A 15,224-nucleotide genomic window follows, 5' to 3' on the forward strand; every position below is an offset into this window, starting at 1 on the left:
GCCACAGCACGAAATGAAGCGCCCGTGAACACTTGGGTGACTGAGTAGCGGGGCCGACGGCGGGATGCTGGCGGAGGCGGCTGGAGCGGATGGTCAGAGGACGGGCAGGACGGTCATCCCGCCCAGGTACTTCTGCAGCGCGGCCGGCACGTTGACCGAGCCGTCCGGGTTCTGGTGGTGTTCCAGGATGGCCACGATCCACCGGGTGGTGGCGAGGGTGCCGTTGAGCGTGGCAACCGCGCGGGTGCCCTTGGGGGTGCCGTCCTCGGTGATCACGCGTTCGCGGATGTTCAGCCGGCGCGCCTGGAAGGTGGTGCAGTTGGAGGTGGAGGTCAGCTCGCGGTAGGCGCCCTGGGTGGGGACCCACGCCTCGCAGTCGAACTTCCGCGCCGCTGAGGTGCCCAGGTCGCCCGCGGCGGTGTCGATCACGCGGTAGGGAAGCTCGCACTTGGCCAGCATTTCTTCTTCCCAGGCCAGCAGCCGGGCGTGCTCGGCGGCGGCGTCCTCGACCGTGGTGTAGATGAACATCTCCACCTTGTTGAACTGGTGCACGCGGATGATCCCGCGGGTGTCCTTGCCGTGCGAGCCGGCCTCGCGGCGGTAGCAGGAGCTCTGGCCGGCGTAGCGGATGGGGCCCGCGGAGAGGTCCAGGATCTCGTCCGCGTGGTAGCCGGCGAGGGCCACCTCGGAGGTGCCCACCAGGTAAAGGTCGTCCTCGGCGAGGCGGTAGATCTCGGCGTCGTGCTTGACGTCGAAACCGGTGCCCTGCATGGTCTCGGGACGGACCAGCGTGGGGGTGATCATCGGGACGAAGCCGGCGTCGATGGCCTGTTCCATGGCCATCTGCAGCAGGGCCATCTCCAGCCGGGCGCCTACGCCGCGGAGGAAGTAGAAGCGGGAGCCGGAGACCTTGGCGCCGCGCTCCATGTCGATCGCGCCGATCAGCTCACCGATTTCCAGGTGGTCCTTTGGCTCGAAATCGGGGAATTCGCGCGGGGTGCCGACGGTCTTGACCACAACGTAGTCGTCCTCACCGCCCTCGGGGACGCCGTCCTCGACGAGGTTGGGGATGCCGCGTAGCAGCTCCTCCTGGGCGGTCTGGGCTGCGTCGGCCTCGGCGGACGCTTCCTTGACCGACGCGGCAAGGACCTTGACCTCGGCCAGCAGGGCCTGCTTCTCCTCGCCCTTGGCCTGCGCCACCTTCTTGCCGAAGGCGTTCTGCTCGGCGCGGAGGTTCTCGTAGCGGATCAGGGCCGCCCGCCGGGAAGCGTCCGCGGCGATGATCGCGTCCACCACGGATTCGTCGGCGCCGCGGGCGCGCTGGCTGGCGCGGAACTTGTCCGGATTTTCGCTGAGGTCTTTTACGTCGATCACCAGACAAGAGTATCGAATCCGCACGGTGACGCCGGGCAGTCCGGCCGCGGGGCGGGCCCGGGTTAGTGTTGGAGCACCATGCGCGACTGGCTGCTCTACCTCGTCATCGCTGGAGCCCTGGCCTTTGCCGTCTCCAGCTGGTGGGGCGTGCGCCGGCTCAAGGCCAAGCACACGCGCAGCGCCGTCTGGGAGGACACCCACCATCCGGGCCTGGAGCGGCAGAAGGTCGCGGTGGTGCTGAACCCCATCAAGGCCCGCGCGTCCGAGGCCCGTGCCCTGGTGGAAGGTGCGTGCCTGGCGGCCGGCTGGGAGGCCCCGCTCTTCTACGAGACCACGGCGGAGGATCCCGGTTTCTCGCAGGCGCGTGCCGCCGTCGCGTCCGGCGCCGACGTCGTCCTGGTGGGCGGCGGGGACGGCACCGTGCGGGTGGTCGCCGACGTCCTGGCCCACTCGGACATCGCCATGGGGCTGCTGCCGCTGGGTACCGGGAACCTGCTGGCGCGCAACATCCACCTGGACATCGGGAACCTGCATTCCTGCGTGGAAACCGCCCTGTTCGGGCACCAGCGCTTCATCGACACCGCCCGGATGACGGTGGCCAACGGCATCACCGGTCAGTCGTCGGAGCACGCCTTCCTGGTGATCGCCGGGATCGGGCTGGACGCAGAGGTGGTCAGTGACACCAGCGACGGCTTGAAGAAGGCGGTGGGCTGGCTGGCCTACACCGAGGCCGGGGTGCGGCACCTGCCGGGCCGGCGCAAGCGGGTGTCCATTTCCCTGGACGACGAACCGGAGCAGTCACGCAAAATCCGCAGCGTCCTGTTCGCCAACTGCGGACTGATTCCCGGCGGCATCGACTTCATTCCGCAGGCGATGATCGACGACGGGATGCTGGACGTGGTGGTGATGAGCCCGCGCAGCGCGATCGGCTGGCTGGCGATGTATTGGAAGATCGTGCTCAAGCACAAGCGGAACCTGCCCGTGATGACCTACTACCGCTCGGGCAAGGTGGTCATCACCTGCGCCGAGCCGATGCCGACGCAGGTGGACGGTGACCCTCGGGCGAGGCCACGAAGGTCACCGTCCAAATCGCCCCCCGGTCCCTGCTGGTGCGGGTCCGGGAAGACGAAGCCGTCTAGCCTAGCTGGCTTCCTTGCCGGCCTCTTCGGCCTTCTTCGCGTCCTCGGCGGCCTTGGCGGCGCGCGCCTCGCTCTGTTCGCGGATCATGGCCTGCTCCTCTTCGAAGCGCAGGCGGTCCGCGCGGTCTGCGTCGTCGCCGTCCCAGTCCTGGTTCTCCGCCGTCGGCTTGGGGTTGACGATCATCCCCTGGCCATCGTTGTCATTGCTCGTCGTTGACATGCCCTGCTCCCTCCAGTCGAGGTCTATCCCGGTTTGGTTCCCGCCAGCATACGCCCGTTTACGAGGGGCGAAAGTGCAGGATGGGGCATTTGTCTACGCTTTGGGCGAATGCCGGGGAGTGCTATCCGGCGGGCAGGGTTTCCCCGCTGGAATCCGGTGCGGTGCCGGAGCGAAGGCCTTGCACCCAGGCGTGCGCGGCGTGGAACGCCTGGTCCGAGGTGTGCGGCTGGACCTCGGTGCGCTGACCGTCCGCGCGGCCGTAGGAGCCGAGGAACCGGGTGGCCGGGCTGATGCGGTGCAGTCCGGCGAGGGCGTCGGCCACCCTGGCGTCGAGCACGTGGCCGTCGGCGTCAATGCTGAAGAAGTAGTGGCCCAGGTACTGCCCGGTGGGGCGGGACTCGATCCGGCTCAGGTTGACGCCGCGGGTGGCGAACTGGTCCAGGATCTCCATCAGCGCACCGGGCCGGTCCTCCGGCAGCGGCACCACCACGGTGGTCTTGTCCGAACCGGTGGCCGCCGGCAGCTCACCGGGACGTCCCACCAGCACGAAGCGGGTGACGGCGCCGGGGTTGTCGCCGATGTTCTCCGCCAGGACCTGCAGGCCGGGCTGTTCCGCGGCGACGATTGGTGCGCAGATCGCGGCGTCGTAGGGGGCGCCGTCGAGCAGTCCCATGGCCGCGGCCGCCGTCGAGGACCCCGGGATATATTCCGCATGGGGAATATGAGCGTCCACCCAGAGCCGGCACTGCGCCCAGGCGTGGCCGTGGGTGGAGACCCGGCGGACGTCTTCGAGCCGCACCCCGGGCCGGGCCACCAGCACGAAGGTGATCGGCACCAGCGCCTCGCGGAGGATCCGCAGCTCGGGGCCGGTGGCGATGGCGTCCAGGGTGGCGGTCACGCCTCCTTCCACCGAGTTCTCGATCGGCACCATGGCCGCGTCCGCTTCCCCGGCGCGGACCTTGTCCAGGGCGGTGTTGACGTTCGACGCCGGGATGCGGATGGCCTCCGCGGCGCCGGGAACCTGCAGCAGGGCCGCCTCGGTGAAGGTTCCCTCCGGTCCCAGGAACGTGTACGTGAGCGGTGCGGCAGGCATGGGGTCCCTTGGGGTTAGAGGATGACGGGCTTGAGGCCGTTGTCGGACACCAGCGGCAGGCCGGTTTCCAGCCACTGGTCCATGCCGCCGGCGACGTTCAGGGCCGAGTAGCCGTGGCCCACCAGCCACTGGGCGGCGCGGAAGGAGCGGCCGCCGGTGCGGCAGATGACGTAGAGGTCCTCGTCCGGGTCCAGCTCGTCGATGCGGCCGGGCAGCTGGTCGAGCGGGATGTGGAGCGCGCGCTCGGCGTGGCCGGCAGCCCATTCGTAGTCTTCGCGGACGTCCAGAATCTTCGCCGACTCGGGGATGTCGGAAACGGTCACGGTATCGATGTCACTCATGGCAGTCCTCTCCGCAGTACCAGGTGTGCCTCCAGCGTATCGCCAGCCCCGCGCCCTCCCGCGTCCGGCGCGTCAGGTTACGCTTCTGGGACGACGTAGGGAGATCGATGGCAGCGAACCTTGGCTGAGATCCACGAACTGTCCGCCCTGGCGCTGCGGGACGCCCTCCGCGCCGGCGGTCTGTCAGCCCGCGAGGCAACGGCGCATTTCCTCGCCCGGATCGGGGAGCAGAATCCCCGGCTGGGCGCCTTCATCACCGTCACCGCGGAGCAGGCCACCAGGGATGCCGACGGCGCCGACGCGGCGCTCCAGCGGGCCTCCAAGGCCGGCACCGTGGACACGCTCCCGCCGCTGCACGGCATGCCGGTCGCGTTCAAGGACCTGACCGACGTCGCCGGGGTTCCCACCAGCCACGGCAGCGCGGCGCTGGAAGCCCGGCCGGCGGCGGAGGACGGCGCCCTGGCCGCCGCGCTGAAGGGCGCCGGCGTCGTTTCCCTCGGCAAGACCCAGGTTCCTGAGTTCGGGCTGACCGCGTACAGCGAGAACCGGATCGCCCCGCCCTCGCGCAATCCGTATTCCCCCAGCCGCAGCTCCGGCGGTTCCTCCGGGGGCAGCGCGGCGGCCGTGGCGGCGGGGCTGCTGCCGTTTGCGCCGGGCTCCGACGGCGGCGGGTCCATCCGCATCCCGGCGGCGGCCTGCGGCCTGGTGGGGCTCAAGCCCGGCCGCGGGCTGGTGCCCGCCGGGGAGAGCCCCGGCGACCGGGCCGGGCTGGTGGTGGCCGGGCCGCTGGCGCGCTCGGCCGCGGACGCCGCGCTGCTGCTGGACGCCCTGGCACCGCCGGAGCCGGGCCGGCCCGGGTATTTGGAGCGCGCCGGACAGGCGCCTCCCCGCTCCGGATCGGCGTCAGCCTGGACAGCCCGTGGCAGGCCGCCTACCCGATCACCCCCGAGCCCGAGGCCCTGGCCGCGCTGGCCGCCGGGATTGACCTGCTGGAGCGGGCCGGGCACCGGACAGGCGAGGCGTCCATCCGGTACGACAACCGGTACCCCGCGGCGTTCACCACCGCCTGGACGGCCGGCGTCGGCAGCGCGCGGATCCCGCCGCAACGCGAGCCGCTGCTGACCCCGCTGACCCGGACGTTCCGGCGCCGGGCGCAGCAGCGGAGCGCGGCCAAGCTGGAGGAGGCCCTGTCCTTCCTGCGGACCTTCCAGCGGGACACCCTGGCCCAGTACGCGGCGTGGGACCTGATGCTGATGCCCGCGCTGGCGCAGACCCCGCGCCCGCTGGGCTGGTTCACCGGGGCCGTGCACGGCGACGGGTACTGGCCCGCCGCGGAGTGGGCCGGCGACGCCGACGAGGACTACCGCCGACAGTGCCAGTTCGCGCCCTGGTCCTCGATGATCAACGTCTGCGGGCTCCCGGCCATCAGCATCCCCGTGTACTGGACCGGCGGGCAGCCGGGCGAAGGGCTGCCCATGGGCATCCAGCTGGTGGGGCCGATGGGCTCGGAGGCCCTGCTCCTGCAGGTCGCGGCGCAACTGGGCCACTGACCCGCGGGCCGGAGCGGCGGATTTCCCGGCCGCCCCCGGCTGCGGTTTACTGGAGCGGACACGGCCACTGGCGGCCCCGACGACGGAAGAGGGATCGATGAAGATCACCGGAGCAGTGCTTGAGGAGATCGGCCGGTCCCGGCCGTTCGCGGAGTCCAAACCCATCAGCATCGCGGACCTGGAACTCACCGGCCCCGGCCCCACCGAAATCCTGGTCAAGCTCGAGGCCGCGGGCATCTGCCACTCGGACCTCAGCGTTGTGGACGGGAACCGGGTCCGGCCCGTGCCGATGCTGCTCGGCCACGAGGCGGCCGGCCGGGTGGTCGAGGTCGGTGCCGAGGTCACGGACCTGGCGCCCGGCCAACGTGTGGTGATGTCCTTTTTGCCGCGCTGCGAACAGTGTGAAAACTGCGCCGCGGACGGCCGGCTCCCCTGCACCGCCGGGTCCAAGAGCAACAACGAAGGCACCCTGCTGCACGGCAGCCGGCACCTGAGCCGGGACGGCGAACCGGTCCACCACCACCTCGGCGTCTCCGGCTTCGCCAGCCACGCCGTCGTCGACCGCGCCTCCGCCGTGCCGGTGGACGACGACATTCCCGCCGACATCGCCGCCGTGCTCGGCTGCGCCGTCCTCACCGGCGGCGGGGCCGTCCTGAACGCCGCCAAGCCGCGCCCCGAGGACAGCGTGATGATCGTGGGCCTGGGCGGCGTCGGCATGGCCGCGCTGATCACCGCCGTGTCCCAGGGGATCTCCCGCATCATCGCCGTCGACACCCTCCCGGAGAAGCTGGAACACGCCCGGCGCCTCGGCGCCCACGAGGCCTACACCCCGCAGGAACTGCCCGAGCTGGGTGTGAAGGCGCGCTACGTCATCGAGTGCGCCGGCAGCGCCCGCGCCTTCGAGACCGCGTTCGCCGCCACCGCAGTCGGCGGCACCACCGTCACCGCCGGCCTGCCCGCGCCGGATGCCCTCGCGCACCTCTCCCCGCTGACCATCACCGCCGAGGCCCGCACCATCGTGGGCAGCTACCTCGGCTCCGCGGTTCCGGCCCGCGACATCCCCACCTATGCCCGGCTCTGGCGGGAGGGCAAGCTGCCGGTCGAGGAGCTCATCACCTCGCGGATCAGCCTGTCCGGGATCAACGAGGCCATGGATCAGCTGGCCGACGGGAAGGCCGTGCGGCAGGTCATCCTGTTCAACGCCGACTAGCGGATCCACGTGCGGAAACATCGCGAAACACCCCGGTATTGACTTGCGCCGGGGTGTTTCCGAATGTGACAATCCCGGGCTCCGGTGTCAGCATTAAGTAAATGAGCACAACTCATTTAGCTGATCCCCCCGCGACCACGCCGGGCGACACCTCCTTCTTTGGCCACCCGAAAATGCTGGCCAGCCTCTTCTCCGTAGAAATGTGGGAGCGTTTCTCCTTCTACGGAATGCAGGGCATCCTCCTGTACTACATGTACTTCTCGGCCACCCAGGGCGGCCTGGAGATCGACAAGGCCCTCGCCGCCAGCCTGGTTGGCGCGTACGGCGGCGGCGTCTACCTCTCCACGATCCTCGGCGCCTGGCTCGCTGACCGGCTGTTCGGATCCGAGCGGGTCCTCTTCGGTTCCGCGATCATGATCATGGCCGGCCACATCGGCCTGGCGCTGATCCCGGGCATCCCCGGCCTCATCACCGGCCTGGTGCTCGTGGGCATCGGCTCCGGCGGGCTGAAGGCCAACGCCACCGCGCTGGTGGGAAGCCTGTACCGGGAAAAGGACGAACGCCGCGACGCCGGCTTCTCGATCTTCTACATGGGTATCAACACCGGCGGCCTGATCGGCCCGCTGGTGACCGGCTGGCTGCAGGAAAGCCAGGGCTTCCACTGGGGCTTCGGCGCCGCCGCCATCGGCATGGCCATCGGCCTGGGCATCTACGCCATGGGCCGCGGCAAACTCCCCGCCGAGGCGCACCGCGTCCCCAACCCGCTGCCGGCCAACCAGCGCACCCGCTACGGCCTGATCTTCGCGGCGATCGTGGTCGTCATCGCCCTGCTGCTGGGCACCGGCGCGGTCAATGCCAAGAACCTGGCCATGTCCATGGCCTACGCCGCGATCGGCGCTTCGGTGCTGTATTTCGTGCTGATCTACAGCAGCAAGAAGGTCACCACGCTGGAGCGCGGCCGCGTGACCGCGTTCATCCCGCTGTACATCGCCTCCGCCGCGTTCTGGGCCCTGTTCCAGCAGCAGTTCACCTTTATCGCCGTGTACTCGGAGGAGAAGCTGGACCGGAACCTCTTCGGCTGGGAAATGCCGGCCGCCTGGGTCCAGTCGATCAACCCGGTGTTCATCATCATCTTCGCCGGCGTGATGGCCGCGCTGTGGACCCGGCTGGGCCGCAAGCAGCCCGGTTCGGCACTGAAGTTCTCCATCGGCCTGTTCGTGATGGGACTGGCGTTCCTGGCGTTCATCCCGCTGGCCGGCGGCGGAAAGACCCCGCTGCTGGCGCTGATCGGGATCCTGTTCCTGTTCACCCTCGCTGAACTGTTCCTCTCCCCGATCGGCCTGTCCGTGACCACCAAGCTGGCCCCGCAGGCGTTCCACACCCAGATGGTGGCGCTGTTCTTCCTCTCGGTGTCCCTCGGAACAACGCTGGCCGGCATCCTCTCGGGCCTCTACAACCCGGACGATGAGCTGCCGTACTTCATCGGCGTCGGCGGCACCGCGATGATCCTGGCGGTCGGCCTCGCGGCCGCGTCGCCGGCCATCAAGAAGCTCATGGGCGGCGTACGCTAGGCCGAATGAGCACCCCGCATCGCCCGCCGGTTGAGGCGCGCGTCTACGTCCCCGCCCCCGGCGAGGCGTCCGACGCCGAACTCATGCCGGCGGGCGATGTTACTGAGGGGTGGTGCGGGTCGGCGGGACCATCCGCCGGCCGCACCAGCCCCAGAGCCTCGCCGTCGCGGCGTACCTGGACTGGCTCGAGGACGCCGGGTTCGACGGGTCGCCCCGGTTCCTGGGCCGCGACGGCCAGGGCCGGGACGTGCTGACCTACCTGCCGGGCGCGTGTGCCGGGGCCGAGCCGGAGTCCTGGGTGCAGTCCGAGGAGCTGCTGGCTTCGGTGGGCCGCTTGGTCCGCAGGCTGCACACGGCCTCCGCCGGGTACGCCTCGGACGCCCACCCGTTCCCGGACCGGCCGTTCCCTGTTCCTGATTCTGATTCTGCCGCGACTGCCGACGGCCCGGTTCTCGTGTGCCACCTGGACGTGACGCCGCAGAACGTGGTGGTCCGGAACGGCGTGGCCGCGGGGCTGGTGGACTTCGACCTCGCCGGGCCCGCCACCGCGCTGCGCGATTCCTACAACGCGGCGATGCATTGGGTTCCGCTGCGCGCCCCCGAGGACACGTGGCCCGGCTGGGCCGGCACGGACCCCTTCCGCAGGCTGCGGATTTTTGCGGACGCTTACGGCTGGACCCCGGAGGAACGACGCCGGGTGCCCGCCCTGGGCGTCGAGGCGGCGGAGCTGAGCTACGGCCGGATGCAGGAGCGGGCCCGGACGCTCGGCGGCGGCTGGGCCCGGATGTGGGACGAGGGCGTGGGCGGACTGATCCAGCGCCGCCGCGACTGGCTGGAGGCCAACGCCGTGCGGCTGCTGGAGGCCCTTAGCGGGTGACGAAGTCCGCGTTAGAGAAGGCGACGCCCAGGACGATGACCACCAGCAGCGTGATGGCGATCGCGATGTAGCCCAGGACCAGGCCGGCAATGGCCAGGCCGCGGCCGCCGGGTTCGCGGAGCAGCGCAAGGTGACCGAGCAAGACGGCGGCGAGCTGCGGGAGCAGGAAGAAGCCCAGTCCCAGAAAGGCCGCGATGCCGCAGCACAGGCTGGCGATGCTGAGGCCCTTCGGGGCGGCAACCACCGGGTAGTAGAGCGGCTGGCCGTAGGCGTCGACCGCGGCAGGCTGCCGACGTGCGCCTCCCCGGTAGTCCGGGGGCCGTAGGCGCCGGGGCCGCCAGTCGCCGATCCTTCCGGACCGTAACCGCCGGCGGGGCTCCCCTGGTGGGGCGCGGACGGCGGCATCGGCGGCACCTGACCGCGGTAGCCGCCGTCGTACCCGGGCCCGGTCTGCTCGGTCATCGCACTCCCCTCGTTGACGTGTGTTCGTCCAGCGTACCGCCGCGGAGCCGGCGGGCGCGGCAGCGGTTCCCGGCATCGTTTCCGCCGTCGTTCCGCCGTCACCCGCGGCCGCATTGCGACCAAACCGTGCCACCGGGCCCGCGGTTCTGGCATGCTGGAGCCATGGCTAGCCGCGCGGGCACAGTTGCCCAACCCCAGGACCTTGTTGACCTCACAGCGCTCCTCGACGCGTACTACGACGTCGCGCCGAACCTCGAAGACCCCGGCCAGCGGGTGGTCTTCGGCACCTCCGGACACCGAGGCTCCAGCCTCAAGGCCTCGTTCAACGAGCCGCACATCCTCGCCATCACGCAGGCGATCGTGGAATACCGTGCCGGGCAGGGCATCACAGGCCCGCTGTACCTGGCGAAGGACACGCACGCCCTGAGCGAGCCGGCGCAGAACTCCGCACTGGAAGTCCTCGCCGCCAACGGCGTGCACGTGCTGATCGACGCCCGCCACGGCTATACGCCCACGCCGGCGCTCAGCCACGCGATCCTTACGCACAACAACAAGGCCGCGGCCGGCGCCCCGCAGGCCGACGGCATCGTGGTGACCCCCAGCCACAACCCGCCCGGCGACGGCGGCTTCAAGTACAACCCCCGCACGGAGGCCCGGCAGACACCGACGCGACCGGCTGGATCGCCAACCGCGCCAACGAGCTGCTCGAGAACGGCCTCCGCGGCGTCAAGCGGGTTCCGATCGCCGAGGCGATGGCCGCCGGCACCACCGGCAAGTTCGATTTCCTCTCCAGCTACGTCGACGACCTGCCCTCCGTCCTGGACCTTAACGCCATCCGCGACGCCGGCGTCCGGATCGGCGCGGACCCGATGGGCGGCGCGTCCGTGGACTACTGGGGCGAAATCGGCGAACGCCACCACCTGAACCTCACCGTGGTAAACCCCACCGTGGACCCGCAGTGGGCCTTCATGACCCTGGACTGGGACGAGAAGATTCGGATGGATTGCTCCTCCCCCGCCGCCATGGCCTCCCTGATCCAGCGGATGGGTGCGGGCGCGGACGGCGCCGCCCCTTCGACATCGCCACGGGCAACGACGCCGACGCCGACCGGCACGGCATCGTGACGCCCGTCGTCAACGGCCGGGGCGGCCTGATGAACCCCAACCACTACCTCGCCGTCGCCATCGACTACCTGTACCGGCACCGCACCGGCTGGAACCCGCAGTCCGTGATCGGCAAGACCCTGGTGTCCTCTTCGATCATCGACCGGGTCGCCGAAAACCTGGGCCGGAAGCTCGTGGAAGTACCCGTGGGCTTCAAGTGGTTCGTTCCCGGACTGCTCTCCGGCGAGGGTGCCTTCGGCGGCGAGGAATCCGCCGGTGCCTCCTTCAACAAGATGGACGGCAGCGTCTGGACCACCGACAAGGACGGCATCCTGCTGGCCCTGCTGGCCTCCGAGATCACCGCCGTCACGGGCAGCTCGCCGTCGGAGCTCTACAAGGGCCTGACCGACCAGTTCGGCGACCCCGTCTACGCCAGGATCGACGCGGCCGCGACCCGCGAGCAGAAGGCCGCTCTGGGCAAGCTCTCCTCCTCGGACGTCAGCGCGACGGAACTGGCCGGCGAGACGATCACCGCCAAGCTGACCGAGGCGCCCGGCAACGGCGCGGCCATCGGCGGCCTCAAGGTGGTCACGGAGAACGCCTGGTTCGCCGCACGCCCCTCGGGTACCGAAGACGTCTACAAGATCTACGCCGAGTCCTTCAAGGGCGAGGAGCACCTCAAGCAGGTCCAGGCCGAGGCGAAGGCGCTGGTGGACTCGGTCATCTCCTGACCCGTTCCCGGGGCGCTGCGGCGCCCCGGGGTCCTGTCCGGCTGGTTCGCTCGCGGCGCCTGCTTCGGCGGGCGCCCCGCGCGCTGGCTGTCCGGCTCAGACGGTGCCCGCGGTCTCTTCCTCGCGGAGGGTGGCCGCCAGCACCGACTGGTCGCGGCCCTGGGTCTTGGCCCGGTAGAGGGCGGCGTCGGCGCACTCCACCAACGCCTTCAGGTCCGCGCGCCCGGGCCGGGTGGCGGTGATGCCGTAACTGACGGTCGGAAGTTTGGCCTCCACCTGCGGTTGCTTTTCCTGCAGCCGCCGGCTGATGTTGGCCGTCATGTCGCCGGCACGCTCGGGGCTCACACCGGGCAGGAGAAGGATGAATTCCTCGCCGCCGTAGCGGCCCACCAGGTCGGTCGAGCGGACCGATTCGATGCACGCTTGGGCGAAGGCCTGCAGCGCCACGTCGCCGGCGGCATGGCCGTACCGGTCGTTGACGGTCTTGAAGTGGTCCAGGTCGGCCAACACCAGGGCGGCCGGCGTCCGGGCGTTACTAAGCCTGCGCAGCTCATCGGCTGCGAGGTCCATGAACGCGGTCCGGTTCAGCAGCCCTGTCAGACCGTCCATCGTCGCCCGCGCGCGCAGGTCACGGGTCAGCTGTTCGTTGCTCAGCTCCACCATGGTGAAGGACGCCACCACCAGGACCATCGTGGTCAGCACGGTGGTCACTACCGAGCCGAAATACGTGACGAACACCGGGCCGTTCGGCCCCTGCAGCAGAAACACCACCAGACGGCCGACGTAGAAGATGGTCAGCAGGGCGGAGCCGTAGGCGAGCGGCCGGTGGACGCGGGAGTAGTCGACCTCAAGGAGGAAGAGCTCCCGCGAGGACAGCCCCAGCATGAGGCCCATCAGCCCCAGGAGAACCGGGCCGCCGGACCAGTTGTTCGTGGCCGGGTTGTCGAAGATTGAGACGATACCGGTGACAACGGGGCCCGCGAGCAGGTACCAGATCTTGGGACTGGTGCGGCGGAGCGAGCGGGCCCCGGCCCACATGGCCCCCGCGCCGCCGACCAGGAGGGTGTTCCCGAGCGGGTTCGCCCACTCCTGATGCACGGTTCCGTCCAGCAGATAGGAGGCAGAGCCGGTGAGGAACAAGAGCAGAGCGGAACACCACCAGGCACTGTAGGCCGAGCGGGTTTTGCGGTACGTGATGAAGAAGAAGAGGAACAACAGTGTCAGCGTGACGACGGCCAGGGAAACGCGCAGGGTCGACGTATCAAGCACCATCCGCTTTTTCTCCCGCCAGCACCCGGTGACCCCATTTCAGCGGTGTCAGACTCCCCATGTGCCCCCAGTATGGCACCCCGGGATAAAAATGAAGAGCTTCATTCACAATGTGGCATCCCACAGCGTCAGGACCTTGCGGGAACTGTGGGTTCCGCCCGGTGCCATGTCCACCAGCGCGACCCGGTCGAGGACCAGCCTGTCGCCGGTCTTCAGCATCTTGGCGCCCTGATGGGAGACGTGGGGGCGGTAGCCTGACCGGGTGTAGGCACCGGTGGCGACCCGCCCGTGCAGCGATTCGACGACGTCCAGCAGTCCTTCGTGCAGTTGCTGGAGGCGCTCGTTGGGTGCGATCAGGGTAACCGGGATCGAGCCGTTCCGGCCGAAGTTGGCCGGTTCCCCCGCGGTAAGGACCTCGCCGAGGGCGGCGCGCACCACCGGGTCCATGCGCCGGGCGACCTCGGTTTCCAGAGGGTCCGACGCAGGCGGGCCGGCTTCCGGAGTCCCGCCCGAAGGCGAGGGCGCTGCGCCCGACGCCGGGGCGCCGGGGCCGCCGTCGTCGTTAGCCTCCGCAGGCGGCTCCGCGACGTCGAAGCGCACCAACGTGATGTGCAGGGGCCACGCGTCGCGGGCAAAGACCTGCCCCGCGCTGACGGGCTCTACGAAGGCGACACCGACCAGATTCCGCATGGGCCCAGTCTGCCACCGACCTAGACGGTGCGGACGACGTCCTCGTAGGCGAACTTCGGCTTCGGGGCGCCCCAGGCGTTTTCGGCGGGGCGGCCGATGTTGACCACCATGAAGCTCTTCTGGCTGCCGTCAGGGAAGAACGAGGCGTCAATCGCAGCGAAGTCGGCGCCGGTCATCGGGCCGGCGGAGAAGCCGAGGGAGCGGACGGCGAGGATGAAGTAGCCGGCCTGCAGGTGGGCGTTGTTGTTGCCCGTGGCGGCGGCGAGGTCCGGGGAGGCGTCGTACATGGCCTTCGGGGCGTTGTAGCCGGGGAGGAAGGCGTCCCACTGTTCGTGCCAGGCGGTGTCGGTGCTGAGGATGGCGACCAGCGGGGCGGAAGCGGTCTTGGCGCGGTTACCGGCGGACAGGGCGTCCACCAGGGTGGCGCGGGCCTCGTCCGAGCGGACGTAGGTGATGCGCAGCGGCTGGGAGTTGAAGGCGGTGGGGCCGAACTTGGTCAGTTCGTAGATGGCGCGGGCCTGCTCGTCGGTGACCTCGCCGGTGAAGGCGTTCGCGGTGCGTGCCTGGGCGAAGATGGCGTCTACTGCCTCGGCGTCGATTACTGCTTCTTCGTGGGCGATGGTCATGTGCGTCTCTTTTCCCTGGTCTGCGTTGCTGCTTCCCGGCCCGGTCCGTGCGTTGTCCGTGCGTTGTCCGTGGATTGGGAGCGCTGCTGTCTTAGGGATTAACCGGCACCTTCACCGGCCGCTTCCCGCCTCAGGGCGTGAGATCAGCCACATCCGGCGCCTGGGCGCGGGCGAACATCCGGGCGCTGTCCCGGCGGTAGCCGGCGGCGTGCTCGTGCAGTTCCGTGCATCCACTCTCGACGGCGCGCCGGTCCGAGTAGTCCGCGAGTTCCAGCAGCCGCCGGCCGAGGGTCTCAAAGATGTCGGCGTGGGCGAAGGGCTGGCCGTAGGCCTCGATGAGCGCGTCCAGCCGGCCGCGCTTTTCGTCCTCGCCGGGCTCCCCGGGGCCGGTCCCCTCGATCAGGGGCACCAGCTGGTAGGCCAGGTAGCCGACGTCCCAGATGCGGGGACCGGGCGACGCGGCGTCGAAGTCGAAGGCCCCGATAAGTTTTCGGTCCCGGAACACCATGTTGTACGGGGCGAAATCGTTGGCGCAGACCACCTCGGCCGGTTCGTGACTGGCCAGCAGCCAGGGCCTTCTTGTGTCGGCGAGGTGGGCTCCGGCGTCGTGGATCTTCCGCAACATGGTGGCTGCGTCGCGGAGGATATCCGGGTGCCAGATCCAGGCGGGCAGTGGGTAGCGGACGATGTCGCCCGGCACGAACGTGAGGATCTCGCGGCCCTGCTCGTCGAGCCCGAGCGCCTCCGGGACGTTGGTGACGCCACCGGCGTGGAGGGCGTTGAGGAACTCGTGCACGGCGGGGGTCCACGGACCTGTGTTGCGGCGGACGGTGTCCCCCACGCGCACCACTACGCTCGAATTGCCGCCGTCCAGGACCTCTTCGTTCTCCACCGGACCAATCTATGCGGTTCCGTGGCTTTGGTGCTGGTTTCGGGTTGTTGGGCGGGGTTGGCGGGCGGGCATGGCT

Annotated in this window: 12 protein-coding genes and 3 pseudogenes; 6 read left to right on the top strand and 9 right to left on the bottom strand. The window is 69.8% G+C overall.

Annotated features, from left to right (window positions below):
- Positions 1 to 93: 93 nt before the first annotated feature.
- Positions 94 to 1,374 (bottom strand): serine--tRNA ligase, encoded by a 1,281-nt coding sequence (gene serS, locus ACRQ5B_RS05585; protein WP_432397763.1) that lies wholly within the window; start codon positions 1,372 to 1,374, stop codon positions 94 to 96.
- 78 nt (positions 1,375 to 1,452) lie between these two features.
- On the opposite strand from serS, the pseudogene ACRQ5B_RS05590 reads away from it, so the two are divergent.
- Positions 1,453 to 2,513: pseudogene (locus ACRQ5B_RS05590) on the top strand (diacylglycerol/lipid kinase family protein).
- Position 2,514: 1 nt separating this feature from the next.
- Here ACRQ5B_RS05590 and ACRQ5B_RS05595 read toward each other — a convergent pair.
- The 3 genes from ACRQ5B_RS05595 to ACRQ5B_RS05605 all read right to left on the bottom strand — a co-directional run bounded on the left by ACRQ5B_RS05595 (position 2,515) and on the right by ACRQ5B_RS05605 (position 4,167).
- A complete protein-coding gene (locus ACRQ5B_RS05595) occupies positions 2,515 to 2,733 on the bottom strand; it encodes a hypothetical protein (RefSeq protein ID WP_290257029.1) in 219 nt (72 codons plus the stop codon).
- A gap of 121 nt (positions 2,734 to 2,854) precedes the next feature.
- Positions 2,855 to 3,826 carry a prephenate dehydratase gene (gene pheA, locus ACRQ5B_RS05600; RefSeq protein ID WP_432397767.1) on the bottom strand — a complete coding sequence of 324 codons (972 nt, stop codon included), beginning with the start codon at positions 3,824 to 3,826 and terminating at the stop codon, positions 2,855 to 2,857.
- A 14-nt stretch (positions 3,827 to 3,840) separates the two neighbouring features.
- The gene (locus tag ACRQ5B_RS05605) at positions 3,841 to 4,167 is read right to left on the bottom strand and encodes a rhodanese-like domain-containing protein (protein ID WP_412884499.1); all 327 of its coding nucleotides are present in this window, start codon (positions 4,165 to 4,167) and stop codon (positions 3,841 to 3,843) included.
- A gap of 120 nt (positions 4,168 to 4,287) precedes the next feature.
- On the opposite strand from ACRQ5B_RS05605, the pseudogene ACRQ5B_RS05610 reads away from it, so the two are divergent.
- From ACRQ5B_RS05610 to ACRQ5B_RS05625, 4 genes and pseudogenes are all read left to right on the top strand, one after another.
- A pseudogene (locus ACRQ5B_RS05610) lies at positions 4,288 to 5,717 on the top strand (amidase).
- A gap of 97 nt (positions 5,718 to 5,814) precedes the next feature.
- Positions 5,815 to 6,927 (top strand): alcohol dehydrogenase catalytic domain-containing protein, encoded by a 1,113-nt coding sequence (locus tag ACRQ5B_RS05615; protein WP_432397770.1) that lies wholly within the window; start codon positions 5,815 to 5,817, stop codon positions 6,925 to 6,927.
- A gap of 101 nt (positions 6,928 to 7,028) precedes the next feature.
- Entirely contained in the window at positions 7,029 to 8,498 is a 1,470-nt protein-coding gene (locus ACRQ5B_RS05620; protein ID WP_432397773.1) for a peptide MFS transporter, read from the top strand.
- Positions 8,499 to 8,610: 112 nt separating this feature from the next.
- Positions 8,611 to 9,375 (top strand): phosphotransferase, encoded by a 765-nt coding sequence (locus tag ACRQ5B_RS05625; RefSeq protein ID WP_432397776.1) that lies wholly within the window; start codon positions 8,611 to 8,613, stop codon positions 9,373 to 9,375.
- Here ACRQ5B_RS05625 and ACRQ5B_RS05630 read toward each other — a convergent pair.
- Positions 9,365 to 9,619 carry a DUF4190 domain-containing protein gene (locus ACRQ5B_RS05630; protein WP_432397779.1) on the bottom strand — a complete coding sequence of 85 codons (255 nt, stop codon included), beginning with the start codon at positions 9,617 to 9,619 and terminating at the stop codon, positions 9,365 to 9,367. The two genes, ACRQ5B_RS05625 and ACRQ5B_RS05630, sit on opposite strands and share 11 nt — an antisense overlap.
- A gap of 380 nt (positions 9,620 to 9,999) precedes the next feature.
- Here ACRQ5B_RS05630 and pgm point away from each other — a divergent pair.
- Positions 10,000 to 11,671: pseudogene (pgm, locus tag ACRQ5B_RS05635) on the top strand (phosphoglucomutase (alpha-D-glucose-1,6-bisphosphate-dependent)).
- A gap of 96 nt (positions 11,672 to 11,767) precedes the next feature.
- Here pgm and ACRQ5B_RS05640 read toward each other — a convergent pair.
- From ACRQ5B_RS05640 to ACRQ5B_RS05655, 4 genes are all read right to left on the bottom strand, one after another.
- Positions 11,768 to 12,943: a diguanylate cyclase gene (locus tag ACRQ5B_RS05640; protein ID WP_432397782.1), complete on the bottom strand. Its 1,176-nt coding sequence runs from the start codon at positions 12,941 to 12,943 to the stop codon at positions 11,768 to 11,770.
- Between the two features lie 102 nt (positions 12,944 to 13,045).
- Entirely contained in the window at positions 13,046 to 13,630 is a 585-nt protein-coding gene (locus tag ACRQ5B_RS05645; RefSeq protein ID WP_432397783.1) for a hypothetical protein, read from the bottom strand.
- Positions 13,631 to 13,650: 20 nt separating this feature from the next.
- A complete protein-coding gene (locus tag ACRQ5B_RS05650; protein ID WP_290257041.1) occupies positions 13,651 to 14,256 on the bottom strand; it encodes a malonic semialdehyde reductase in 606 nt (201 codons plus the stop codon).
- Between the two features lie 130 nt (positions 14,257 to 14,386).
- Entirely contained in the window at positions 14,387 to 15,148 is a 762-nt protein-coding gene (locus ACRQ5B_RS05655) for a phosphotransferase (RefSeq protein ID WP_432397786.1), read from the bottom strand.
- Between the last annotated feature and the right edge of the window lie 76 nt (positions 15,149 to 15,224).

This window comes from Pseudarthrobacter sp. L19 (genome assembly GCF_050859435.1).
GTDB lineage: Bacteria > Actinomycetota > Actinomycetes > Actinomycetales > Micrococcaceae > Arthrobacter.

Bases quoted from the DNA above. Each gene is read 5' to 3' on its own strand.
- ACRQ5B_RS05595 (WP_290257029.1), bottom strand. From the start codon at position 2,733: ATGTCAACGACGAGCAATGACAACGATGGCCAGGGGATGATCGTCAAC.
- pheA (WP_432397767.1), bottom strand. From the start codon at position 3,826: ATGCCTGCCGCACCGCTCACGTACACGTTCCTGGGACCGGAGGGAACC.
- ACRQ5B_RS05605 (WP_412884499.1), bottom strand. From the start codon at position 4,167: ATGAGTGACATCGATACCGTGACCGTTTCCGACATCCCCGAGTCGGCG.
- ACRQ5B_RS05615 (WP_432397770.1), top strand. From the start codon at position 5,815: ATGAAGATCACCGGAGCAGTGCTTGAGGAGATCGGCCGGTCCCGGCCG.
- ACRQ5B_RS05620 (WP_432397773.1), top strand. From the start codon at position 7,029: ATGAGCACAACTCATTTAGCTGATCCCCCCGCGACCACGCCGGGCGAC.
- ACRQ5B_RS05640 (WP_432397782.1), bottom strand. From the start codon at position 12,943: ATGGTGCTTGATACGTCGACCCTGCGCGTTTCCCTGGCCGTCGTCACG.
- ACRQ5B_RS05645 (WP_432397783.1), bottom strand. From the start codon at position 13,630: ATGCGGAATCTGGTCGGTGTCGCCTTCGTAGAGCCCGTCAGCGCGGGG.
- ACRQ5B_RS05650 (WP_290257041.1), bottom strand. From the start codon at position 14,256: ATGACCATCGCCCACGAAGAAGCAGTAATCGACGCCGAGGCAGTAGAC.